Consider the following 22,437-nt stretch of genomic DNA (forward strand, 5'->3'; position numbering starts at 1 on the left):
TCCACTTATCTAATTTGCCAATACCAAATTTAGCACATTAACTTTTTAAACCTACTTAAATAATCAAGTTTAAAAAAAAACTAAACTGAATATAACCTTGCCTCAATCTAAAAAGCAGAATTGATCAATATGACATCTCTATTTATTTTTACCATAAACCAATAAGAATGAATGGTGCCTTTCGTAATGAAGTTTGTTGTTACAGCTAACGATGTTTGATAGGATTATTTCATCCTAAAGCAACGGAATGTTACATTAATGTTTAAGCCAATACTAAGCGTTTTACTTATTGCCATAAGCCCACTTTCATGGTCTGTCGATAAAAATGACACCAATCCAATCACTGTTTTTATAGCAAAAAAAATTATTACTATGGACCCTGCGTGGCCCACGGCAACAGCCGTGGCTGTTAAAGATGGTAAGATTTTATCTGTTGGATCATTAGACGATCTAAAACCATGGTTAACGACTTATCCTTATAAACTTGATAAAACATTTGAACAAAAAATTTTGCTGCCGGGCTTTATTGAGCCTCATGGTCACCCCTTAATTGGCGGTACAGCCATGTCGCGCCCCTTGCTCACTTACCTACCTACACCTAATCCTTATGGGCCACCTTTTCCTGGCGTAAAAACCAAAGCGCAAGCAATGGACAGATTAAAAAAATATGTAGCAGACCATAAAGACCCTAACAAACCTCTTTTAGTATGGGGTTATGACATCATTGCTATGGGAAGCTCATTAGATGCGAATGAATTAGACAAGGTGTCGCCTACGCTTCCGCTTATTGTATGGGACGCTTCAGAACATATTGCTTTTGCTAATACAGCGGCTCTCAACGCTTTTCACATCACCAGCAACGATAGGCAAATTGATGGGCTTAAATTAACTAAAAAGGGTCAACCTAACGGCCAGTTTTATGGCGTTACCGCAGCTACCTTTATTCTAAAAAAAGTCTTTGCTGCAACAACAACACCAGAAGATGCCTATAAAAATGTGAAGTTCTTAATGGATTTAAGTCATCGTAATGGCATTACCACCACTACTGAATTAACCTTTGGTATCATCGATTTTCAATTGGAGCATGCGCTTTATAATAAGTATTTTAATAATCCCAAAACGCCCATGCGTTTAGTGGCTATTACCGATGCAGTAAGTGCCAGTCGGGATAAAAAAGACCAAGCTGTTGATTTTGTAAAAAGCTTACAAAAAGAAAGTACGGATAAATTAATGTTTAAGGGCGTTAAGTTTTTTTCTGATGATGCCTTTGTAAGTTTGAATATGGTAGTAGAAAATCCGGGCTACATCGATGGGCATCAAGGTCAATACATCACCCCGCCTAATCAGCTTGCTGCGGTTATTTCTCCATGGTGGGATGCAGGATTCAATATTCATGTTCATTCCAATGGCAATGGTGGAAACGCTTCTACCATTCGTGCCCTTGCCGAGCTTATGCAACGAAAACCGCGGTTTGACCATCGCTTTTCTGTAGAACACTATGGCATCTCAACCCCCGCTATGGCTAAAACCCTTAAACAATTAGGCGGCGTTGTGAGTGTCAATCCTAGTTATTTGTATGCTCGCGCTGAAATAAATGAAGCAAAAATTGGGACTGAGCGCGCTGATACCGCAGCCGCTTTTCATACGCTGGTGAGCGCAGGGGTACCCACTTCTCTCCACTCCGATACCCCTGTTTCCTCCCCTGAACCTCTTAAAGAAGTTTGGATGGTTGTTAATCGGTTTGGTCTTTCAGGAAAAGGCCACGGACCGGCTGAACGCGTAAGCCTGAATCAGGCTTTACGTATGATTACCATCGATGCAGCGTATACCTTAGGCGTGGATGATAAAATTGGCAGTATTACGCCTGGTAAATGGGCCGATTTTGCAGTCCTTGATAACGATCCTTATACAACACCGCCCACTGATTTAAAAGACATTCCGGTGTGGGGAACGGTTGTTAGCGGAAAGATTTATGCTGCTAATGATTACCGCTATTAAAGGTTAAATAGTAATTACAAAAATGGCACTAATGTCATTTAAATTAACTTTTGGCTTTTAAAACATCGCTTTAAAACCTAACACGGGGCCTTTAATAGCCATGTCCCAAAGGTAATAGTTTAGTTTATGTCCGGTGGAAAAGTATTGATGTAAATAACGATACCCCACATATAAGGTTACATTATTAAATAATAATGGGTTGACTGGTTGATAACCTAAGTAAGCTTGTGCATCATAACTATGATGGGAATGAACTTTACCTGCATCAGCCTCGGCAATAAAATGAATCCGAGGTTTTAGAGGAACTGTTACTCGCGCACCAACGATTGGATCGGTCCATAATTTATTATCTTTAAAAGCAAAATGACCAAGTGTGACGTTAGTATCATTAAAGGTAGCTCTTGCGCCAGCTAATAACTCTAAAGTGAGGTCAGGACTTGGCGTATCAAAAACCGGTTTTAAGAAAAAAGTATAAGACAATCCGCCACTAACAATACCGAAATTATTACGTGCTCTAACACGTATCTTATGAAAGTCATGATTATCTTTATGAAAATCGTGACTATCTTCCAAAACAGAGTATAAGGCATTACCAAATAAACCCCATCTATTTTGATGCACATTCACAAAAAGCATGCCCCCACCTTCAAAATGCTTCATCAAGTCAAAAAATGACTGCGAAATAGAAACTCTTTTAGGACCCACCTGAACGGTGCCTTGCATGCTGGTAGCCCAAAGGTAGGGTGCTACATCCACTTGCACAGTATCCAAAGCAGAAGCAAAGGACATAGTAGTTGTCATTATTAACGCCAATAAACTTCTGCAAAAGCAATTTAAATTCATTAACCTCATCCTTTAGTTTGTTAATTTATTAATTATTTTCATGGCATACATGAGCATTTACCGTGATTTAGGTAACGACTATCTCTATTAAAAATAGCTTTTTATAACCAATAACTAGGTATTAGAATAAGCGTTTAAATATAAAATATAAATAAACAGTGTGTTCGAAACAGTTGATTAAATAGTTTTAACAAAAAGCAATTAATAAGTAAGTCAATTACAGTATCATACATCCCTGATAATCAATAAAATCAGTTCTTTAACACGTTAGAGCCACAGGTCATTGAGATTGGCATTATTATTAAGCTACCTAAGCCTATTGAGCAAATGGCGGCTCATTTTAATCAGTTAATCGCAACGCTTATGCCAGAAAAAGAAAATATTCAAACACGTTATCATATTAGTTTGTTCCAAGGTCGGTTTCTATTAAGTGCGGTTGACGAGCTACTCTTTAAGATTAAGCACATTTTAGAAAACTTTAATTTTTTAGACATTGCAATGAAAGAAGAACTTAAAGCTACAAAAAGACATGTGTTTTGGGAGATCCAACCAAGTAGCGCATTGCAATTATTACATCATAATATTGTTAAGGTGTGCTTACCTTACCGGCAAGGGATGTTGCAGCAATTTAAAGACCGATACCCTACTATGTCGTTAGAGGAGCAACAACAATTAGATAAATTTGGCGTCATAAGTGCAGAAGATAAATTTAATCCCCACATCACTCTTTTTTATCATTCAAATGGCGATAAACGAGTCAATGAGTTAGTTAATCAGCCTTTAGACCACAAAGACTGTTTAAAGCTACAACCCTATCATCAACCGAGTAGTCCTAGGACAACTAGGTTATTATGGCCAAGTTATTAAAATCATGAGCGATATTTCTAGAGAAAATTACCAATTAGACCATACCCGGTTAGTTTAAATAGGTACGTAACTAGTTAATGATTATAGAGTAGAAGACGATTTTACTACTTGCTTAAAAAGCATATTAGAAAAGGGTTTAAGGATAAAGCCTCCATCATTTTTGTTAGTACTTGCTAAGAGATTATCCTTTTGCATCTGCGCAATCAGCTGTGCTCTTATATCCCCTTTATCATCGATAACAGCACGCTTCATATGCCAGCGCCAGAACGTGCGCTCAGCTATAGGCTCTTTAGCAAGTAACACCACCTTTTGGTGACGCCTATCTTGTAAAATACACTGATAAACGCTTTCAAGCGACTCAAGTCTTCCCTCGAGTAGTTGATAGAAATGCTCATTAGAGTAAACTAAAAGACCGCTTAATTGATGGGTAAAGTTTTTGAAACGACAAAGCTTGGCTAATTGAGTAAGCGCTTGGTCAGTTAATGGTTTTTTAACTTGGCTCTTAAACAGAAGTTGGTATAACGCAGACATCTAACATCAATAAAAATCATTTAGATTTAAACGTTATTATCTTATGAAAAGGAAGACAACGCAATACGTCTTAATGAACCTTATACGTTGTTCATGCTAGTCTATTTAGGTGCCTCACGCAATTGCTCACCTTCGGTAATTAAGCTAAGATAATTTTAAAAAAAGCGCACAATAAGCCTTCTAAATTGTTTCTGTTAATTTTCTTTCTATTCCCAGGTTATTGCGCGCTCGTCACGCTTAAGGAATAGCTCATTACTATGAACCAAAGAACCCTCTACATCGCACATTTGCCCTTTTCGGCCACGGCACATGATATTGAAACGGCATTTTGTAAATACGGTAAAATCGTTGAGTTTGATTTGGTGAAAGACCGCTTTACCGGTCAGTCAAAAGGGATAGCGTTTATCACCTTCTCTTCGCAAGAGGAAGCCGAAAAGGCATTAAGCATGAATGGCAAACAGTGGCTGGGGCGAACCTTAAAAGTGACTCAGGTACAAAGCCGTGTTGTTGAGTCAATTACGCCTAATACATCAACCGATGAGTCTCGTCTGTTTAACGCCGAGCCTAGATAAATACTAATGACTAAACTAGCGCATTAATTATTAATAGAATGCTTATTTTTATACATATTGCAATCTGCAAGATGAATTAATTTATCTATTCTCGTTTTAGTGGTTATTTTTTCAATGTGAATTCCTGCACTCATTGAAACTTCTAATGGGTTCTCTAAATCGTGATTAACTTTATTGATAATAGTATTAATCTTTTCGTAAAAAAAGCTAGACAGTGTATGCTGCGTTAAACAAGCAAAGCAAAACTCATCGCCGCCAAAACGTGCAATAATGTCATAGTCTCTAAATTCAATAGCGCAATGTAAGCCAATAAGCTTTAAAATTTTATTCCCTTTAACATGGCCATATTGGTCATTAATTTGTTTAAAAGAATTGATATCTGCAATACCAATCGCAAGATATAAATTTTGTTTTTTTCCTCTTACAAGAAGATCATTAATTTTTGCAAAAAAACCTCTGTAGTTATCTAATCCTGTTAACTCATCATGGTCAGCAAGGTAAGCAATCTGTTGTTTCTGTAAAAATTCATGGGTTACGTCTTTTTGGATGCCAATATAATACGATACGGTTTTATCAGCTTCTATAATAGGCGCAAGACTCAATTCATTTAAAAATAATGAACCATCCTTTTTAACATTTTTTAAAACAACACGGCATTTTTTATGGCTGTTTAACGCGTTGCGAATCTTTAAAACTTCAGGCTGTTGTGCAAGATTTCCTTGTAAAAACCGACAATTTTTCCCAAGTACCTCTTTTTTCTTATACCCTGTCATTCGCAAAAAAGCACGATTAACAAAAATCAACGGCTCATCTTTCTGTTGCATGTCAACGATAGTTATCCCATCGTTGGCTGAATGAAGGGCTTGATAAGCTAGATTTAAGTCAATTAATCCCGTTGCTAACTTAGTTCTCCTTGGCATATTGTTCCCTTTTAGTCGCAACCACTATAATAAAGTTAGCCTATTAATTTTTAAAAGCTATAATAAAAAGGCGCATTGCAAAAAATACTATTCCGCCATGTGGTCTTAAAGCGTTCATTGTTAGTTTAGCTAGATACGCGGGAAAACCCAATAGGCTTAGTTCATCTTTAAACGCGTTGGTTGAGGCTAGGAAGGGTAACTACTTATCAAGCCGATTTTTTTTGTAATCAGCATAAAAACCATAAGCTTCTTTCTGCCGTTTCTTCACGGCATACATGGTTTTATCGGCCAATTGCACTAACTCATTTTGTGCCTCACTGTCATCCGGATAAAGCGCAACACCGATGCTGGCTTTCAATTTGAACAAAGTGTCATCATAGTCAATTGGCTCACTAATGGTTTTAATGATTTTGTTAACAATCGATTTGATAACGCGCTGGTTTGAGATGTTGTCTAAAATGATTAAAAATTCATCGCCACCAATGCGAGCCACCGTATCTTCCTCACGCAAACAACTCACTAAGCGCTCCGCAATGATTTTAAGCATCACATCGCCTGTGGTATGGCCGTACGTATCATTAAGGGCTTTAAAGCCATCTAAATCTAGGAATAAAACGGCCACTTTCGTTTTATTGCGTTTAGCATGCGCACACGCCCGGTTCAGTCGGTCATAAGCGAGCCGTAAAATAGGAAGTCCTGTTAACGCATCATGTGTCGCTAAATAGCGTTGCAGCGTAAGTTCGGTAATATCACGTGCAATTTTAGACGCCCCAATAATGATACCTTCCTTATTTTTAATCGGTGAGATAGACACAGACACATGCACTGGCTTACCATCTTTGCGGATGCGCACCGTTTCAAAATGGTCAACTTTCTCACCTGAGGCTATCTTTTCTAATATATAGGTTTCTTCATTGAAGCGGTCTGAGGGAATTAACATAAGAATGGATTTACCTATGATTTCAGGCGCGCTATAGCCAAAGATTTGCGTGGCTGCCGGATTCCAACTGGTGATAATACCTTGTAAATTTTTACTAATAATCGCATCATCAGAAGCATTAATAATAGAGGTTAATAGCTGCTCGGTTTCTTCTCTTTTTTTATCGCTAGTGATATCGCGAACCATATTAAAAACACCCACGATGCTACCTTGATTATCTCTCAAGGGAAGAAAGCAACAAGACACAGGTATTTTTTGACCATCTTTTCTTAACACAACAGTTTTAAACTGTTCTATTTTTTCACCCAAGGACACACGCTTTAAAAAAATAGTGTGTTCCTCTAAGCGCTCTGGTGGGACTAAACGCATTGCAGGCTGACCAATGATTTCATGGGATAAGTAGCCAAAAAGGCGCTCAGCACTCGGATTCCAACTGGTAATACAGCCTTGAAGTGTTTTAGTGATGATGGCATCTTGGGAAAAGTTAAGCACTAGATGCAGCAAGGCTTGTTCTAGTTCATCTACCTTCTCCAAAGAAACTAAACGCTCTAGCATAGTTGCGCCTATATAGTTGTTCTAGCTTAAGTATAGCCAGTGTAATTAGATTAAGGCTAAGTCCATGAATGACTGGTCAAGAAAGCCAAGCGTCTGGATTAAGCATTGCTTGGTAACTAGCCGATAAAATACAACTAAAATGGAAAGACTTTTCTATAATTAGAATGGATAAACGCGGGAGATGGTGATGAAAAAAGGAATTTTTGAGTTGCAGGATGAATGTTTTTTGCTGCTTCTACAAAGCTCATTGAAATCAATTCCATTTAATATTTTTTTATCCACGTTTATTTGGAGCTATTTGTTATATCGGCAAGCTCCCGTGATAGAAGTAACCCTTTGGTATGGGTTAATTTGCTTTTTAAGTCTCACTCGCTGGTTTTACAGCCAGCAAAGTATTCATAAGCACGCTTACCTCTTAAAAAAAGATAGAATCAAATTTACTTTTATCCTCTTAACAGGCTTCATGGGTGCCTTATGGGGAATCTGTTATATTTGGTTTTACCCTTATTTTTTAGCCATGCATCAAAACGTGATTACGCTCGCCTTAGGTGGCATGGCCTCAGGAGCACTTGCCTCGCTTTCCATTTATTTACCGGCTTATTACGCTTATCTGATTCCTATGTTTTTACCGCTTATTCTTTACAATTATTGGCTAGGCGACCTTGACCATACTATTTTAGCCTCTATGTTCTTACTTTTTGTTATCATGCTAATCATTACCGCTAAATTCCCTTCGACGTTATTAAAAGAAACTATAGAACTCACCAAAGAAAAAGATAAAGCCTTAGAAGAAGTTCAACGCACAGCGATTACCGATGGCTTAACAGGACTTTATAACCGCCGCTATTTTGATCAACGATTTAACGAAGAATTTAGACGAGCCCAACGAAATAATCACCCCTTAAATTTAATTTTAATTGATGTAGATGACTTTAAAAAAATAAATGACCAGCATGGTCATCCTACAGGTGATTTATGTTTAAAGGAGTTAGCAAACACTATCAAAGATTCCGCTGGGCGCGCCAATGATGCCACCTTCCGGATTGGTGGTGATGAATTTGCAGCTATTTTAAGTAATATCTCACTTGAAGAGACCATTTCCCTTTGCAACAAAATTCAACAAAAATTTAAACAAGACGTAAAACTTGCAAAGCCAACCATTAGTATCGGGATTGTTAGCATCCCGCCTGTATGTACCAATGAAATTGATGAGGTGGTTTCCGTAGCAGACCAAACACTATATAAAGCCAAAAAAGCAGGTAAAAATCAAATCTATTCACAACAATTAAACTGTTAACGTTCTGTGCTAACTATAGTTAATAATGATTTTTAAATCATTTAATTTGAATATAACGCGCTAGAATTTGGAGGTTTTTATGACAGAAAAAGAGACAATAGAACTGGAAAAGATATACGGCTCATCAGCAGTTGCCAATAAATTGCGACGAATTGCAGCGGCTATTGAGCAAAACAAAGGCTTTCAACTACAAATACACAAAAAACGTATTTATGTGCCAGTTGATGTGTATGTGGAATTTGAGTATGAAGAAGAAGGCGAAGAATACGAACTTGGCATTGAAATAAAATGGAAAAAAATTAAATAGAAACGTTAAGGTTAGAAAAGTCTGGCAAAACGACTATTTAGGGTTACGTATTGTTTTATATTCCTTTAAGACAAAAGCTTAAATGTGTTATACTTTAATTATGAAAAAACAAACTCTTATCAATACAAATCCCTATTTAAAAGATGCTGACAATCGTAAGCGTCTAGTACAGCGCTCCGTAAGAACATCGTGTGGCGTTGAAGGCATTTATGAAAAAAACCTTGTTCTCCAATCTTTTAATATACCTTCACAGGGCAAGAAAAAAATCTATAAAACATCTAAATAGATTGCTCTATTAACAATTTAAAAATGTTTTTAATTAAAGAGTAATCTCCTGTAAACCCAGCATGAATTGCGAGAATATAGTGAGAGAATCCTTCGGGATTTTGTGTTTGATCAATGGCAGTATAATTTAAGGGCGGCTTTTTTGCTTGCATAACCATTAAGTCAGCTAGCAAGCGTGCCGTGCGCCCATTTCCTTCGCGAAAGGGATGAATAATAATAAATTCAACATGTACAACACCTAGTGCATAAGCTAGTTCATCTAGATCAGTATAATGGCATGGTGTATAGTTAGAGAGGTATTCTTTCTCAAATGCTACCATTAGTTTAGCGATATTTATTGCTGGAGCAAAAGGAAACCCTGCTTTTTCCATATTAACTGTTCTGTATTTCCCAGCAAAAGGATAAACATCTCCAAGCCATAATTCATGAATATTACATAAATCTTCAGCACTGAAACAATGATTTTCATCAAAAATTTCTAGCAATTCTAATTCAGTTCGTTGTAATTCCTGTTCCTCAATAATTTCTATTTTATCTTTGGATTTAATCTTTAGAAAATTTTTAAGTATGCCCTCTTCCGCGCCAGGTTCAAAATTCTCATCTTCAGGCACAGCATAGCGATTTGAATGCTTATCAGTCATGATACAGAAGCTGCTTGTCTAAGGTTATGTTTCTTAACATACATGTTAAGGCCAATATGATTACTATAACCTAAATAGGAAGCAATTTTTCTAACTGATAGTCCTAATTTTAATAGTTCTCTGATTTTATCGACATCTTTATCGAACTTGCTTTTTTGAATCGTTCCTTTGGGCTTACCTAGGCGAATCCCTTCTCTTCGTTTGCTGGCGAGCGCCTCTTTAGTCCGCATGCTAATTAAATCACGCTCAAGTTCAGCAAATAATGAAAAAAGGGTAATCATCACTTTAGAGGTCATATCATGCTGCTTCATATCAAGACCTTGTTTGATAGCAATGACTCGAACTTGTTTTTTGATTAACTCATTGATAAGCCCAATCACCTCTGCCGTACTTCGACCTAGACGACTAAGTTCTGTAACAATCAGGGTATCGGCATCATTAAGAATAGAAAGCATTTCATCGATACGCCGCTCTTTAATCGTTTTCCGACTGGAAATAGTCATCTGGATAAAATCATCCACTACTAATTTATTTTTTTTAGCAAACTCATAAATTTCCAATTTTTGATTGTTCAAATCTTGTTTATCTGTTGATGCGCGAATATAGGCAATGGTTTTGGACATAATTTATCCATTTAAGATGCATGTTAATAATTAACCTTATTTAAGAATTAAATTATACAGAACATATTACATATATAAAGTGAAAAACATATACAAAAAATATAATAAATAACGGTCGTTTTTTATTATACAAAATACCACGGTAAGATAAACAAAAAAAGATATTTTATATTCAGTTACAGGTATAATACTGCCAAAATTAAATGCAAGAGAATAAAATATGAAACATCATAAAGCAGCGAAGGTTGATTCAATTATTGAGCCTAGTGATTTTGAAAAAAAGTTGCCATTAGCCATACAAAAACATGTCTTTAGCTTTTTTAATCAAAAAGAATTGCGCCTTACTACCCAAGTCAATAAACATTTTAATCAGTTGGGCCTTGAAGAAATGGAGCGAATGAAAAAAGTATATAAGGAAAATGTTTTTTACTCTGTGGGCAACCCAATCCGAATTACCAATCCAAAACCATCTTTCCTTGAGATGAATTTTGGGATGAATTATAGAAAGATAATACCCAGCAGAGAAATACATGACTCATTTTCTGGTTTAAATATTCAAAAAATTAAGTTATTTAATACCGAATATGAAGCACTTGAATATTCAAGATCATTAAGAACGGGGGATCCGTTGTTGGAAGGAACTGAAGTTTACCAACCTGGTGTATTCAAGGTTATCTATTTCGGTCAGGTCGATAATACTATGTTTATCAATGAGAATTTAGTAATTAATCGTGGCCGTAGCTCTGATGCAACTGAGTGGAATGAAAGAACAACGAATATCAAATACTTTGCAACAGATCGTAGTCATGTTATTCCCGTAGAAGGGGCTTTGAAAATTCATCTTTCAGACATAGGGAAATTCAAAGTGTATGGATCTATTGACTATGCCGATCTAGATTTTTTAGAAGAAAAAAAATCTGCCTCCTCACTTCAAAAAGGGTGTGTTATTAGTTAATTTTCCATATAAGTATATTCATCATGGCTGCTAGCTTTAAGCAGCCATGTAATGAATCTTCTATCTAGTGCAACCAGTTAATTTGAACATAGCTGATAATAATAAATTGCTAACTGAGGAGTGGGATGGTTCATTAGAGCCTTTCATTGAGAATGGTCATTCAAACCACTCAAACAAGTTTTTCTCATGGCTTAAAGGGTTTGCAATCAATTTAAGAAAAAATCCAAAATTTACATTGTAAGAAATAGAACATTATCTTAGTTTATAGAATTAAGTTTGATGCTTTGAAAAAGACTTAAAGAAGTTATGTTATATAGCCCAGAAAAAGATTTTAATTATGTCAGAGGGCAAGGCTTGGGAAACCCCTACATTGAACCAATTGATAGAAGGAAGGGGAGACAATTTTCGTTTAATTTAATTAAGAACTAATAAAACCATGAGCGTTAAACTCCACAGCACAAGACCAATGAAAAACCCAAGAAATAACTGAGGAATTTTACTAAGATAGGTAATCTGTCCTTCTTTTTTCATTCTAACTCCGAGATGTTATTGCAAATTGTTTACCGAATGATTCTCGTATCTATCTGGTTCTTTTTGTTTGCCGTGACTATGAGTATAAACGCCAAAAGCAAAATAAATGAAACCAAATAAATATCCTATAATGATTCCTAAATACAACCATGGCTTATTGCATTTCATTAATTATTTTCTCCAACATAGATAGTAAAATTACAATTTTGATAAGCTCATTAACCTTATCAGCAAAGTACTAAAAACTTAGTAAAATAGATAGTTTTTGCTTTAAATTAGTAGAATGGTTAGCTCAAGTTAATCAGTTGTTCTTTAAAGTTAATGTGCTAAATTATATTGCCATTCAAGTCAACTAGCTGACTGACTGTTAAACAACAATGTAAAATATAAGCATCATATAAAATCCTCTAGAATAAAAGGATTAATTACCCTTCTCCACATGCTTATCCACTGTTTTTGTGGATAAGCCGTCGCTGTCGCGGAATGTTTCGTTTAAATAACCATCAATCAGAACTATTTTTAACAATAGTTTAAACACAGCAAACAAGCTGCTCAGTCTTGCCGCTAAGCGGCCAGAGGATTTATTATTTCATTGTCTAAAATACACCTTTTTGTTATATTTTCAATCGATTTTACTGTTTTTGGACGCACCTCCCCTGCCAAATAGCGTGTCAGTTGCCTTAGATTAAAACCTAATATAGCAGTATAGCCAGCACTTAACGTTGTATTATCGGACTTCATGCGACTGCGGCCTAATTGACCGCCGCTTTTTGCGTGACTAATGAGTGCTTCAATACCGGCTCGCCGATTGTGTAAAGTAAGTCGGGTTGCAAAGGAGGAGGTTTCTTTAGGGGCGTTAAGTGCTCGCCTTGGACGAGGCAAGGGTATGCTGTCCAAATAGCCCTTCATGCGTATAAAGCATTAACGGCAGTGATTGGGCATCAGGCATCTGGAGATTTACACAGGAACCTACAAACAAAAAGTTACCGCCGATGCGCCCAAGTTGATAAGCGCGGCCAAACTCAAGTTTCTTATTAAGTTTGCCTTTATTAAAGCAGGCGACCTCATAGGCATGAAGCGATAAGATGCTTGTAGTAGAATGACCCTCAAACAGATAGCCATGTAAGCGCTCTAAGAGTAACGCACCGCGCCACTTCAGTTGCTCGACGGCCCGCCTAAGTCTTGTGTCTTTTTCTCTCATGAAAGGGCCTAACTCATGAAGATGGTTTAAGATAGGAAGCACTTCAGCATACGTATCTTGCCATAAACGTTTGAGTGCAATGGAGAGGACTTCTACTCGTACCTCTTGGCGCTTTAAATTAAAATAATAGAGGGCTAATTGTTTTAAATAAGATAACTCAACCTTATAGTGCTTAGCACCAGCGTAGCAAAACTCATTAAGTGCTTTGCCTATCCGGCTTGCCAATAGGGCCACTTTAATTAATAAATTAGCCACAGCAGGATAGGCAATATTAGCCTCCTGAACCGTTGAATCAATATCTAACTCACTTGGATTGCCATAGCCTAAGCGCACCGCATGTTGGCTGATAAGGTTCGCAATGGCTCGTTGGGTTTCAGGACTAAGTTTTGAACGAAACGCTTCTATCTTCGTGTGATCGGGTACATGCCAGTGTTTTAAGTGACCATAACCACAAAATAAGCGAAACGCCGCATTATCACGCACCTGTTGCTCCGTTGCCCTATCAGTTAAATCAAACAGTTGCTGCAACAGATAAACACCTAAATGAATACGCACTCGCAAGGGTCTGCCCATCCAATAGCAGCCACGCTCAGTGCGCTCTAAATCCGGTAATACTAACTCAAGTAACGACCTCCAAGGTAAGCTACGCGCTAATCGTACAAGACGATGATCATCAGCGACCTTAATCACGACCTCGCCTTCCCTAACTTCTTGGTCAAACCCCGATACATCTAAAATCATTATTCTTCTTTTTATAAAACGCTTTACCACAAAGGTAATAAAGAGCGTTGTTTTTTAGGTCTGCATGATATAGTCTGCGAAATTAAAATCAATCAATACCTCTTACGCCTTTCAACCTAATCATCTAGATCATTTCGCGACAGCAACTAAGCTCCGTGTCTCGAAATGACCGGACCCAATTAAGTTTAATAAGGAGAATTTTTAACATAGCCAATCAATACAAAGGGGTTTATAAACCCTATTCATAAATGAGGTTTATGAATAGGGTTTATAAATGGCTATGATGGACACGTCTTATAAACCCTATTCATAAACCTCATTATACAAAGGGGTTTATGAATAGGGTCTTGCCGAACGATACTACTCTGACATAAAAATATATTTAGCCTGCTCTAAAAGAGGTTTATAGCCCCCCTTTGTAATTTTAAAAATCCAAAGGGGTTTAATAGTAATTAGTAATAATTATTTATTAAATACTATTACTACCAATTAAATAAGATGTTTTTTTAGAAAACGGGTTTAATCATTTGTTTGATAATACAAACTATAATTAACTCATCTTATTGACTAAAAACCGTTCCCTTTCATAAATAACATTGATTAAATCTACCTGATTTAAAATATATATTTTAAGTGGTGAACGTGTTTTACTATTTTTCGCACGGGACAATACAGTTTGTGCTAAAAAGAGGAGGAAGTTAGGTCTTTTTTTACCATAATTTAGCTAACCTACTATCCTCCCATCATTGCTTTATGGTCTATAAATGTGATTCATAGACCCCTTTGGTATTATCAGATTTTTTCATAAATTGTTTTTACCACAATAAATCTCATCAGATACTAATTTAGTTTAAACAACTATTTGCAATAACAGAAACAATATATTAATATTTAATCTAAATTTGTTTCAGTTAAGCAAGGAAGATAAAAGTGGATGTTTCCCAAATAAAAATTAGTGAGCTATCCCGACTTACTGATATTAATAAAACTTTGATTAGCCGCTATTTTAAAGAAGCACCTGATACGCTAGTCACTAGGATTAATGATCGAATTGTCGGCTTGTCTCCTGAGGCAGCAACTGAATTTTTATTAGAGAACGGAAAGGATTACTTTAAAAAAGGTGGGGTTATATTAACTGCAAACTTGTGTGGTGGTGTTGGAAAAACTACAGGCACATATTCTTTAAGTGCATCAGCTCGCAGAATTCATACCCGCAAAGATCCTATTGTTGTTGTTGATACTGACTCACAAGGTAGTTTTACAGCGACTGAGTTTGGTGCTCCAGCAGATGATGATGAACTAATTTTAATTGATTTTCTTGAGGGTAAAGCAAAAATCGAAAGTATTCTTACTGAGGTTGGTAACAATGTTTGGTTTGTTAAGTCAAATTTAAATCAAGCGTATATAGATAAAGTATTGTCAAAACCATCTGATATAAAAAAGGGGATGCTACATTTTTATCATGAAATATTTAGGCACTTAGGCAGTAACACAAAAATATTTCAAGATCATACCCCGCAACTATCAAGCATTTTTGCTTCTAGTGTATGTGCTATTTCTCAGTTAGACCCACAGTTATTGAGAACTGTTATTATACCCATGCGAAGTGATAATTATGCAATTAATGGTGCTGAAAAAATATTAAATGAAATTAAAGAATTACAAGATACGTTCAATTTAGAGCGTGATATTGATATTCATTGTTATTTTTCCAGTATAGATCGTCGAATATCTACTACAAGCGAGGCGATTAAAGGTGCCAAGAAAAAAGATGCAATAATTCATCATTTATGCCCGGTAGTAATACGCTATTGCTCAGAAATTCCAAAAAGCATTCAAAAATCAAATAATGTTTATAGTTCTGGCAAATCTAATAATGCAGCCGAGGATTATCAAGACTTGCTTCAATATATATTCAGTTATACGAAAGAAGCTGAGGTAGCATAAAATGGCAAGATTGGACGACTTGTTGCCCGAGCTAAAGGATGATACTTCTGCTCAAAAACTACCAAATGGTAATGAACCAAGAATACTTACCGGAAAAAAACGGAGAGCTTGGCTGGTAGATAGTTATGAAGATAAATCATCAATCCAAAAAAAAGAGAGTATAAACCCTGTTCATAAGCCAGAGTCGCCGTCACGCGTTAGCATGATTGACACCTTGCCTCCAAAGGGGTCTATGAATAGGGTTTATAAGCCTAAATTATTGTGTTTTGCGGATTTACGAAGCAACCCACTACAATTATTTCGATACTTATATGAGTTGACGCAAAGTGCAGGAGAGGATTATAAGACTCCAAGAGTAAAGCTTCGGGATATGATGCTTTATATTAATATTTCAAAAGATTCTGCAAGAACAGCTCTTAGATTTCTATTGAAACAAAAATTTATAGAGAGAATAGAATTTCAACCTGGGCACTTAGGATGGTCAAGGTATCAATTGAATGAAAATATTTGCAATGAGTTGGAAAGAGAAGTCTTAAAAGGGTCAATAAAACCTTTTGAAATTACCAAAAATAAAGCCATAGAAACTAGTACCTTGTCGATAACTGATTTATTGGATAATTGGGAAGATGTAGATATTAGCCCACTTGAATATATAGGATTTAATAAAAAGCATTTATTACAAATTAAAAATAAAAGTACTCCTGATGTGGTACAAGAATCTATCAATCATTTTGCTTATTCTTTAAAATACAACGCAAAAACCAAAGAATATCCAAATCCACTGGCCACATTGATTACTGTATTAAAAAGAGGTGAAGCTTGGCTCGAACCAAATTACCAATCTCCTCAAGAATTGGCTCAATTAAAAGTTATCGAAGCAAAAAAAGCCGAATTGGAAAGAAAGAAAGCAATTGAGGAAGAGTTATACAAAATAGCTTTTGATGAATGGCAGCAGGATTTAAGTAAAGAAGAACTAGATAGCTTGGCTCCAGATGGCAGAAAAAAAGGAGATCCAACGCCTCCTGCTGCAAAGTTAAGCATTTACTTTAAAGAAAAAATATGGCCAGAAAAAAGAAAAAATTATAATTTGAAGTAATGTTCAAACAAAAATGGTTAAGGGGTACAGCAATGCAAGACTTAAATTACTTTGAAAAGATAGCAAATTCGGCTATTTTTAACGAGGAAGAAAAAAAAATAATTGATGTTTTAGGAAATGATAGTCTTGCTATTAGGGTGAAGGTCTCTAATAAAACACATTTTACTGATACAACTAAAATAGCAAGTTTTAGAAATCGTGAATAAAAAACTTGTATTAATTGGATCAGGGATCAAAACTATTTCGCATTTAACCATTGAGGCACAAGCTTATATTAAGCAAGCCGATTGTGTATTGTATTTAGTTAATGAACCAATATTTGAAAAATGGTTAAATAAATATAGTAAAAAATGTATATCTCTTGAAAACCATTACTTCTTATATGAAAAACGGGCTGAATCTTATAAAAAAATAGCTGACGAAATACTTAATTATACAGAGCAGTATGATTTTGTTTCTATAGTGTTATATGGTCATCCAACAATTTTTTCATCACCTGGTTTAGATGCCATAAAAAGAGCAAAAGAGCGAAATATTGAAACTGTTGTATTGCCTGGTATTTCTGCAGAAGATTGTCTTTTTGCTGATTTGAAAGTGGATCCTAGCCAAAATGGTTGTTTATCTGTCGAAGCTATGAGCTTTTTAATATTTGATGACAAGGTGGATAAACATTACGATCTTGTTATTTGGCAATTAGGAATGGTTGGAAATATCGAGCCTGTAGTAAAAAAAAATTCTAAAAAGGGATTATCCCTTATTCAAGAGAAGCTATTAAAAATATACTCTTCACAGCACGAAGTTATTTTGTATGAGGCGGCTCTTTATCCGGGGATTAAACCTAAAATTACTAAATTTGCTATAGAATTATTAATAAATCAGACTATTAGTTCTATTTCAACACTCTATATACCTGCTGAGAAAAAAAGATTGCACGATGAAAAAATTCTTTTCAAATTAAATTTGAAAATAGAAGATTTTCAATAAACTAAGTTACTAAGGGAGTGGTATGAGTTTTATTAAACAATATTTATATTCTTATATAAACTTGAATACAAAGTGCAAACTATACCTACTGTTTTATATGCTCCAATCCATCTCAGCAGGAGTATCTTTTTTTATTGCTATTTTCTTAAATGAATATTTGTTATTAACTACTGATACAATTAGCTTGATTGTTGGCTGTTTTGTCTTAGGCAACTTATTAGGTTCTTGGTTGACTTCAAAGTTGCTTGATAAAAGTAATCCATTTAAATTATCAGGAATTTCATTAATTTTACAGGCAATTTGTTTTTTTGCTATTTGTAGTACCACATCAACATGGCTTATCACTGTAATAATGCTGATATTAGGAATGGCAAGTTATGTTTATGTTATCTGTAATGATTATTTAATTACAGCATTAGCTGGCAAAATGGAAAGTGAAAGAGCGTTGGCAATAAGTTTATTGAATGTGTCTTCTAATATTGGACTAGGCATTGGCGGTGTTGTTGTAAGTTACTTATCCAAAGCCAATCCTATATATATGTTTGTAATGATAGGTACCATTCTAATAATATCAGCATTGTTTTACTTTTTAGATAGCTCAGATAAGGTGCATATAAAGAAAGTAAATCATGATGAAGGTCGCTCAAAAGCAAATCAAAATTTATATCGATTAAGTTTAGGTATTATTTTCTTGCTTGGACTTATATTTGCTCAACAAAGAGTAGGTTATTCATTATTTTTAACAAAATATTATGGTGACTCTGGCGCTAGTTTCATATTCATGCTTAATTCTTTTCTAATAATATTCCTACTTCCAACTGTAACTAAAAATGCAATTAAGAAAAATCAAGTTTTATCGATGGGGCTAGGTGTATTTTTTCTTGGAGGAGGAATGTTCCTTTTAAGCATGGCTTCTTCTGCTTACTGGCTTGTAATTGTGGTTTGTTTGATCACAACATTGGGTGAAATGTTGGGAACAACTTTATCCCAGCTTCTTTGCTTTCAATATGTTTCAATTGAAAAAAGAGGTAAGGCCATGGGGCACTACAAGTTTTTATATGCGTTTGGAACCATTATTGGAACTTTAACTGGCGGAAAAATACAGGTGGTTTTTGGAGAAAACTATATATGGTTTTTTTGTGGAATAATAGGTTGCTTATCATTGATATTATGTTCCAGAGTTAATCGTAGACAATTTAGACCTCAGTTGTTGACAGCTTAACGCAACCACGAAAAAAATTTGCTGTATGGGCTGGCATGGCATTATCAGTCGCGCAATTTGAATAATAGAAATTGAATCGAGGATCTTTTTGTACTATTTCTTGCGATAGTGTTATATCTAACCCATTTGAAGTATGAATATATGTAATTTCAGTGTTTTTTACTTGATTCTGTAGAATAGAACCTTGCCATATCCCATTATCTTTAAGAATAAATAATTTGAATTTTTCAATTATTCTATTTAAGTCTTCCAGGTTTTTAAGTGTGCTAATTGTATTTTGTGTTTTAGGAGAAAATGCACGGGTGGTAGGATATTGCATAGAGTAATAGACATCAGCATTTTTATTATGTAACGAAAAATACTGAGGGGCAATTATTGTTGGAATATATTTTTTTAAACCATAAGAGTACGTTAAGGTGTGTTGCAAAAGCTTTAATGGTACCAAATTGTCATCGTTAATTGGAGAAAGACCAGGGTAAGCAGCAACAGCAATATCAAGAACATGTCTTGCTGTATCTGTTAGATAAGGATTGATAGCAAAGTTCCCTTTTTCTTGCATTAAAGAGTATGCAATATCAAAATAATATTGATTTCGAGTATATTCAGACTCCTTCCAAGCCAGTTGAAACAAAAAAGACTTAATGGAATTCCATTTGGTATCATGAAGAATGCTATTAACCCATTTTTTTGAAAAATAAATTAATTGCATATTCCAATTCCCCTTATTATCACTTGAAGCAACAATATCTTTAAACAATTGCCAATGGTCATATAGGCTGGAAGGAATTTTGCTTAAAACACCAATTTCTCTTTCAAGCTTTCTAAATGATGTATTACAAGTTAAATATGGAAGAGAAAAAACAGTTCTTGCTCCTGCGGCAGCGTTTAACAATCCATTAGGAGCGTATGGAAGCGGTTTATATTCACTTAGAACACGAGTGAAATTAAAGAAATCCCCTGGGTTCATAATTGCTATAGGTATCGTTCTATTTTTTTCAGGAAGATCTACAAAAAATTCAATACTTTTAGTTAGTACCATTCCAAGCGGCGAGCTATCAGCTCCATATCCGATATCATCAAAGATATCTTTGGGTGTATCAGAGGCGTTTAATCGATAAAATGATCCATCATCATTGGGTATGAATTGGCTTTTATCATCTCCAATTATTGATCCAAACGGAAAACTCAAAATGTATAAGGGGTAGTTTTGATCAGGAGAGAGTGCATCAACTTTTGATGTAAACTCAGGTGTAACTTTGTAGAAAGTATCGCGGATATCATTCCAGTAAACGCGTTCTATTCCCTGAAACATGGGTAATCCTCATAATATACAAGATTGATTATAAATAAATCAAAATCAAAAAAAAGGTCAAAAATATGCATGGTATTTTACATGTTTCTTAAAAGTTCTGTAAATGATTTACTACATAAAAAGATTGCCATCGAATCTAAATTGAAATATCTAATACAAGGATTTGTAATGAAAGAAAAGATTCAATATAAGTCAGTTCACATAACCATAAAACTTTCAAGCAAAGAAAATAAGGCACTGTCTCTAGCTGCGGAAAGGTCTGGAAGAAAAAAAATTCAAGAAGCGAAATTACGTCTTGAAGATCACTTGTCTCGATTTCGCTCTATCTCTGAATTAAACCAAACCGTGCCGTATAAAAATTATCAGGAAAAATAGAAATGGAAGTTCAAGATGTCTGTACTACGAATATATAAAAAACAACAAAATTTTGTAATTTTGGATAATACCTGTTTGCAGGATAATTTTCTTTCTTGGGGCGCAAAGGGCCTTCATGCTTATTTGATGTCTATGCCTGACGATTGGCGTATAAAAGTTGCAGATTTGAAAAACAGAGCTACCAATGGGCGAGATACAGTTCGAGGTCTTTTGTTAGAGTTAGACCCGAAAGACTATATTTTTAAATCGACTTGTAGAAAGTGTGACGTCTCAAATCTCTCTACGAGACAATCAATATCAGCGTTACAGAACTTGGATGGTCTCTAATGCAGATAAAGTGAAGTTGAAGTTTCAAGATGCAAGACCGCTCCTTGAACAAGGATTAGTGAAAGTTATTGCAGGAATATTTTAATGAGCACTCAATTTTAAAAAGCCTAGACGGCTCATCAACTTACATTAATTAGTGATTAAATATTAGGCGAAAAATTGCTTAAGGGATTTTTACAACCTTAAAACGGAGAAAAAGCATGAAAATGGGTAAAAAGATAGTCGATTTGCTACAAAAAGGGGGAACAACATTTATCTTTCTGCTGCTTTCAAAAAACGTGTTGGCTAATGATTTATTAGCCAAAGCCTTAGAAGGCGATGTCAAAGATTCGTTAGGCAGTGGGTCGATGTTTTGGAAAGTTTTTATTTTAGTAGACATCATTTTAGCAACGGCAATGGCTGTGAAAAGTAAAAACCCGATGGTCTTTGTGGGTGTAACCGCGGTGGCTTTTATTCCCGCCTTCTTACTCAGAACGTTCGTGTTTTAAGGAGGATTAAATGAGCAGCATGAGTTATCAATTCTTAAATCATATTGATGCGCCCAAAAGGATTTTAACCCTGACGCTAGATGAGCTCATCGTTGCAGGTCTTGGGTTTATGTTGCTCGTTGTTGCTAATCAAAAAGTGCTGGTGTCCTTGTTCGGTCTGGGTTTGTTAAGTGGCTTGCGATATTTGAAGAAAGGTGAGGGGCCAAAAGTATTGCTGGTTCTTGCCTATTGGTATTTGCCAAGTGGGTTAACCCAGTTTTTTCTACCTAATTTACCCTTATCACACCATCGCGTGTATGTCGCTTAAGGAGACTCGCATGGATTTTAAAAGTTACCAAAGTCGCTTAAGTCAATTGTCAGCCCGATTTAATTTGATGGTTGTATTGGTGTTTGGTCTTTTGCTCGCTAACGTGGTGTTGTCTTGCTTCCTTTACGAGGTGTGGTCTCACCACACGATAGAGGTCACGCCTTTTTCAGGTGGTGCGAGTTATTTTAAGTCAACTACAAACGTTGACAGCCATTACTTAAGCCTAATGAGTGAGAATTTCGTCAATGAGCGTTTAAACGTCACACCTGAAACGGTCGATGCTAATCATCAGCGTCTGCTTTCTTTTGTAAACCCGAAATATTATTCCGACCTACTTCGAAAACTCACCAATGAGGCTAAGGTTATTAAAACTAAAAAAATGTCCTCTACCTTTGCCATTGCAGAGATTAAGACAAATCCCCAGGCATTGACTGCGGTTGTCACCGGCAAACTCAAGCGTTACGTGGGCCTTCATGCCTTAAGTGATGAGCAGAAAACTTACCTTTTGCAGTTTTACTATCAGAACAGCCGTTTATCCATCCTTAAATTTATGCCATTGAAGGAGAAAGAAG

The 22,437-nt window shown here is 35.6% G+C and carries 27 protein-coding genes; 18 read left to right on the forward strand and 9 right to left on the reverse strand.

Going from position 1 to position 22,437, the window contains the following annotated elements:
- Window positions 1-258 precede the first annotated feature (258 nt).
- The gene (locus tag DYH30_RS16700) at window positions 259-1,998 is read left to right on the forward strand and encodes an amidohydrolase (RefSeq protein ID WP_207385798.1); all 1,740 of its coding nucleotides are present in this window, start codon (window positions 259-261) and stop codon (window positions 1,996-1,998) included.
- A 57-nt stretch (window positions 1,999-2,055) separates the two neighbouring features.
- On the opposite strand, the gene DYH30_RS16705 is transcribed toward DYH30_RS16700, so the two are convergent.
- The gene (locus tag DYH30_RS16705) at window positions 2,056-2,799 is read right to left on the reverse strand and encodes a hypothetical protein (RefSeq protein ID WP_131740714.1); all 744 of its coding nucleotides are present in this window, start codon (window positions 2,797-2,799) and stop codon (window positions 2,056-2,058) included.
- A gap of 369 nt (window positions 2,800-3,168) precedes the next feature.
- Between DYH30_RS16705 and DYH30_RS16710 the strand changes: the two genes are divergently transcribed.
- Window positions 3,169-3,708 carry a hypothetical protein gene (locus DYH30_RS16710; RefSeq protein ID WP_115332884.1) on the forward strand — a complete coding sequence of 180 codons (540 nt, stop codon included), beginning with the start codon at window positions 3,169-3,171 and terminating at the stop codon, window positions 3,706-3,708.
- Window positions 3,709-3,789: 81 nt separating this feature from the next.
- Here DYH30_RS16710 and DYH30_RS16715 read toward each other — a convergent pair whose 3' ends face one another.
- Window positions 3,790-4,239 carry a BLUF domain-containing protein gene (locus tag DYH30_RS16715; protein ID WP_115332885.1) on the reverse strand — a complete coding sequence of 150 codons (450 nt, stop codon included), beginning with the start codon at window positions 4,237-4,239 and terminating at the stop codon, window positions 3,790-3,792.
- Window positions 4,240-4,496: 257 nt separating this feature from the next.
- Here DYH30_RS16715 and DYH30_RS16720 point away from each other — a divergent pair, with 257 nt between their 5' ends.
- Window positions 4,497-4,811 carry an RNA recognition motif domain-containing protein gene (locus tag DYH30_RS16720; RefSeq protein ID WP_115332886.1) on the forward strand — a complete coding sequence of 105 codons (315 nt, stop codon included), beginning with the start codon at window positions 4,497-4,499 and terminating at the stop codon, window positions 4,809-4,811.
- A gap of 23 nt (window positions 4,812-4,834) precedes the next feature.
- On the opposite strand, the gene DYH30_RS16725 is transcribed toward DYH30_RS16720, so the two are convergent.
- Window positions 4,835-5,731 carry a GGDEF domain-containing protein gene (locus tag DYH30_RS16725; protein ID WP_115332887.1) on the reverse strand — a complete coding sequence of 299 codons (897 nt, stop codon included), beginning with the start codon at window positions 5,729-5,731 and terminating at the stop codon, window positions 4,835-4,837.
- A 199-nt stretch (window positions 5,732-5,930) separates the two neighbouring features.
- Window positions 5,931-7,226, reverse strand: coding sequence for a sensor domain-containing protein (locus tag DYH30_RS16730; protein ID WP_115332888.1), 1,296 nt, complete (start codon window positions 7,224-7,226; stop codon window positions 5,931-5,933).
- 187 nt (window positions 7,227-7,413) lie between these two features.
- On the opposite strand from DYH30_RS16730, the gene DYH30_RS16735 reads away from it, so the two are divergent.
- From DYH30_RS16735 to DYH30_RS16745, 3 genes are all read left to right on the forward strand, one after another.
- Complete coding sequence (locus DYH30_RS16735; protein WP_160116245.1) at window positions 7,414-8,523, forward strand: GGDEF domain-containing protein; 1,110 nt, start codon at window positions 7,414-7,416, stop codon at window positions 8,521-8,523.
- Between the two features lie 79 nt (window positions 8,524-8,602).
- On the forward strand, window positions 8,603-8,830 hold the full coding sequence (locus DYH30_RS16740) for an amphi-Trp domain-containing protein (RefSeq protein WP_115332890.1): 228 nt from the start codon (window positions 8,603-8,605) through the stop codon (window positions 8,828-8,830).
- 100 nt (window positions 8,831-8,930) lie between these two features.
- Entirely contained in the window at window positions 8,931-9,116 is a 186-nt protein-coding gene (locus DYH30_RS16745) for a hypothetical protein (protein ID WP_131740710.1), read from the forward strand.
- On the opposite strand, the gene DYH30_RS16750 is transcribed toward DYH30_RS16745, so the two are convergent.
- Both DYH30_RS16750 and DYH30_RS16755 read right to left on the reverse strand, forming a co-directional pair.
- Complete coding sequence (locus DYH30_RS16750) at window positions 9,109-9,756, reverse strand: Fic/DOC family protein (RefSeq protein WP_115332892.1); 648 nt, start codon at window positions 9,754-9,756, stop codon at window positions 9,109-9,111. The two genes, DYH30_RS16745 and DYH30_RS16750, sit on opposite strands and share 8 nt — an antisense overlap.
- Window positions 9,753-10,379, reverse strand: a complete 627-nt coding sequence (locus DYH30_RS16755; protein WP_115332893.1) for a recombinase family protein — start codon at window positions 10,377-10,379, stop codon at window positions 9,753-9,755. The genes DYH30_RS16750 and DYH30_RS16755 overlap by 4 nt, the downstream gene beginning before the upstream one ends.
- 220 nt (window positions 10,380-10,599) lie before the next feature.
- Here DYH30_RS16755 and DYH30_RS16760 point away from each other — a divergent pair, with 220 nt between their 5' ends.
- Window positions 10,600-11,334 carry a hypothetical protein gene (locus tag DYH30_RS16760; RefSeq protein WP_115332894.1) on the forward strand — a complete coding sequence of 245 codons (735 nt, stop codon included), beginning with the start codon at window positions 10,600-10,602 and terminating at the stop codon, window positions 11,332-11,334.
- A 1,095-nt stretch (window positions 11,335-12,429) separates the two neighbouring features.
- On the opposite strand, the gene DYH30_RS18475 is transcribed toward DYH30_RS16760, so the two are convergent.
- A complete protein-coding gene (locus tag DYH30_RS18475) occupies window positions 12,430-12,747 on the reverse strand; it encodes a hypothetical protein (RefSeq protein WP_242604764.1) in 318 nt (105 codons plus the stop codon).
- Window positions 12,722-13,807: a transposase gene (locus tag DYH30_RS16765; protein ID WP_242604763.1), complete on the reverse strand. Its 1,086-nt coding sequence runs from the start codon at window positions 13,805-13,807 to the stop codon at window positions 12,722-12,724. The genes DYH30_RS18475 and DYH30_RS16765 overlap by 26 nt, the downstream gene beginning before the upstream one ends.
- A 930-nt stretch (window positions 13,808-14,737) precedes the next feature.
- Between DYH30_RS16765 and DYH30_RS16770 the strand changes: the two genes are divergently transcribed.
- Genes DYH30_RS16770 through DYH30_RS16790 form a run of 5 tightly spaced genes read left to right on the forward strand, consistent with a single transcriptional unit; the run spans window position 14,738 to window position 19,056 of the window.
- Window positions 14,738-15,754, forward strand: coding sequence for a ParA family protein (locus DYH30_RS16770; protein WP_160116246.1), 1,017 nt, complete (start codon window positions 14,738-14,740; stop codon window positions 15,752-15,754).
- A 1-nt stretch (window position 15,755) separates the two neighbouring features.
- On the forward strand, window positions 15,756-16,850 hold the full coding sequence (locus DYH30_RS16775) for a hypothetical protein (protein ID WP_115332896.1): 1,095 nt from the start codon (window positions 15,756-15,758) through the stop codon (window positions 16,848-16,850).
- Complete coding sequence (locus DYH30_RS16780; protein ID WP_115332897.1) at window positions 16,850-17,056, forward strand: hypothetical protein; 207 nt, start codon at window positions 16,850-16,852, stop codon at window positions 17,054-17,056. The genes DYH30_RS16775 and DYH30_RS16780 overlap by 1 nt, the downstream gene beginning before the upstream one ends.
- Window positions 17,049-17,834, forward strand: coding sequence for an SAM-dependent methyltransferase (locus DYH30_RS16785; RefSeq protein WP_242604762.1), 786 nt, complete (start codon window positions 17,049-17,051; stop codon window positions 17,832-17,834). Before DYH30_RS16780 ends, DYH30_RS16785 begins: the two co-directional genes overlap by 8 nt.
- Before the next feature lie 22 nt (window positions 17,835-17,856).
- Window positions 17,857-19,056: an MFS transporter gene (locus tag DYH30_RS16790; protein ID WP_115332898.1), complete on the forward strand. Its 1,200-nt coding sequence runs from the start codon at window positions 17,857-17,859 to the stop codon at window positions 19,054-19,056.
- Here DYH30_RS16790 and DYH30_RS16795 read toward each other — a convergent pair.
- Complete coding sequence (locus DYH30_RS16795) at window positions 19,031-20,368, reverse strand: hypothetical protein (protein ID WP_115332899.1); 1,338 nt, start codon at window positions 20,366-20,368, stop codon at window positions 19,031-19,033. The genes DYH30_RS16790 and DYH30_RS16795 overlap by 26 nt on opposite strands.
- A 168-nt stretch (window positions 20,369-20,536) precedes the next feature.
- On the opposite strand from DYH30_RS16795, the gene DYH30_RS16800 reads away from it, so the two are divergent.
- The 6 genes from DYH30_RS16800 to traE form a co-directional block, all read left to right on the forward strand.
- Window positions 20,537-20,743: a TraY domain-containing protein gene (locus DYH30_RS16800; protein WP_115332908.1), complete on the forward strand. Its 207-nt coding sequence runs from the start codon at window positions 20,537-20,539 to the stop codon at window positions 20,741-20,743.
- Window positions 20,744-20,758: 15 nt separating this feature from the next.
- Entirely contained in the window at window positions 20,759-21,070 is a 312-nt protein-coding gene (locus DYH30_RS16805) for a hypothetical protein (RefSeq protein WP_242604761.1), read from the forward strand.
- Entirely contained in the window at window positions 21,060-21,155 is a 96-nt protein-coding gene (locus DYH30_RS18480) for a complement resistance protein TraT (RefSeq protein WP_242604760.1), read from the forward strand. The genes DYH30_RS16805 and DYH30_RS18480 overlap by 11 nt, the downstream gene beginning before the upstream one ends.
- Before the next feature lie 115 nt (window positions 21,156-21,270).
- The gene (locus DYH30_RS16815; protein ID WP_115332900.1) at window positions 21,271-21,558 is read left to right on the forward strand and encodes a hypothetical protein; all 288 of its coding nucleotides are present in this window, start codon (window positions 21,271-21,273) and stop codon (window positions 21,556-21,558) included.
- Between the two features lie 10 nt (window positions 21,559-21,568).
- A complete protein-coding gene (gene traL, locus DYH30_RS16820) occupies window positions 21,569-21,865 on the forward strand; it encodes a type IV conjugative transfer system protein TraL (protein ID WP_115332901.1) in 297 nt (98 codons plus the stop codon).
- Between the two features lie 10 nt (window positions 21,866-21,875).
- A partial coding sequence (gene traE / locus DYH30_RS16825; protein ID WP_115332902.1) for a type IV conjugative transfer system protein TraE occupies window positions 21,876-22,437 on the forward strand: 562 nt, incomplete at its 3' end.

Origin of the sequence: Legionella busanensis (assembly GCF_900461525.1) — a bacterium.
GTDB lineage: Bacteria > Pseudomonadota > Gammaproteobacteria > Legionellales > Legionellaceae > Legionella_C > Legionella_C busanensis.

Coding starts and splice junctions, on each gene's coding strand:
- DYH30_RS16700 (WP_207385798.1), top strand. CDS start 259: ATGTTTAAGCCAATACTAAGCGTTTTACTTATTGCCATAAGCCCACTT.
- DYH30_RS16705 (WP_131740714.1), bottom strand. CDS start 2,799: ATGACAACTACTATGTCCTTTGCTTCTGCTTTGGATACTGTGCAAGTG.
- DYH30_RS16710 (WP_115332884.1), top strand. CDS start 3,169: ATGGCGGCTCATTTTAATCAGTTAATCGCAACGCTTATGCCAGAAAAA.
- DYH30_RS16715 (WP_115332885.1), bottom strand. CDS start 4,239: ATGTCTGCGTTATACCAACTTCTGTTTAAGAGCCAAGTTAAAAAACCA.
- DYH30_RS16720 (WP_115332886.1), top strand. CDS start 4,497: ATGAACCAAAGAACCCTCTACATCGCACATTTGCCCTTTTCGGCCACG.
- DYH30_RS16725 (WP_115332887.1), bottom strand. CDS start 5,731: ATGCCAAGGAGAACTAAGTTAGCAACGGGATTAATTGACTTAAATCTA.
- DYH30_RS16730 (WP_115332888.1), bottom strand. CDS start 7,226: ATGCTAGAGCGTTTAGTTTCTTTGGAGAAGGTAGATGAACTAGAACAA.
- DYH30_RS16735 (WP_160116245.1), top strand. CDS start 7,414: ATGAAAAAAGGAATTTTTGAGTTGCAGGATGAATGTTTTTTGCTGCTT.
- DYH30_RS16740 (WP_115332890.1), top strand. CDS start 8,603: ATGACAGAAAAAGAGACAATAGAACTGGAAAAGATATACGGCTCATCA.
- DYH30_RS16745 (WP_131740710.1), top strand. CDS start 8,931: ATGAAAAAACAAACTCTTATCAATACAAATCCCTATTTAAAAGATGCT.
- DYH30_RS16750 (WP_115332892.1), bottom strand. CDS start 9,756: ATGACTGATAAGCATTCAAATCGCTATGCTGTGCCTGAAGATGAGAAT.
- DYH30_RS16755 (WP_115332893.1), bottom strand. CDS start 10,379: ATGTCCAAAACCATTGCCTATATTCGCGCATCAACAGATAAACAAGAT.
- DYH30_RS16760 (WP_115332894.1), top strand. CDS start 10,600: ATGAAACATCATAAAGCAGCGAAGGTTGATTCAATTATTGAGCCTAGT.
- DYH30_RS16765 (WP_242604763.1), bottom strand. CDS start 13,807: ATGATTTTAGATGTATCGGGGTTTGACCAAGAAGTTAGGGAAGGCGAG.
- DYH30_RS16775 (WP_115332896.1), top strand. CDS start 15,756: ATGGCAAGATTGGACGACTTGTTGCCCGAGCTAAAGGATGATACTTCT.
- DYH30_RS16780 (WP_115332897.1), top strand. CDS start 16,850: ATGTTCAAACAAAAATGGTTAAGGGGTACAGCAATGCAAGACTTAAAT.
- DYH30_RS16790 (WP_115332898.1), top strand. CDS start 17,857: ATGAGTTTTATTAAACAATATTTATATTCTTATATAAACTTGAATACA.
- DYH30_RS16795 (WP_115332899.1), bottom strand. CDS start 20,368: ATGTTTCAGGGAATAGAACGCGTTTACTGGAATGATATCCGCGATACT.
- DYH30_RS16800 (WP_115332908.1), top strand. CDS start 20,537: ATGAAAGAAAAGATTCAATATAAGTCAGTTCACATAACCATAAAACTT.
- DYH30_RS16805 (WP_242604761.1), top strand. CDS start 20,759: ATGTCTGTACTACGAATATATAAAAAACAACAAAATTTTGTAATTTTG.
- DYH30_RS18480 (WP_242604760.1), top strand. CDS start 21,060: ATGGTCTCTAATGCAGATAAAGTGAAGTTGAAGTTTCAAGATGCAAGA.
- DYH30_RS16815 (WP_115332900.1), top strand. CDS start 21,271: ATGAAAATGGGTAAAAAGATAGTCGATTTGCTACAAAAAGGGGGAACA.
- traL (WP_115332901.1), top strand. CDS start 21,569: ATGAGCAGCATGAGTTATCAATTCTTAAATCATATTGATGCGCCCAAA.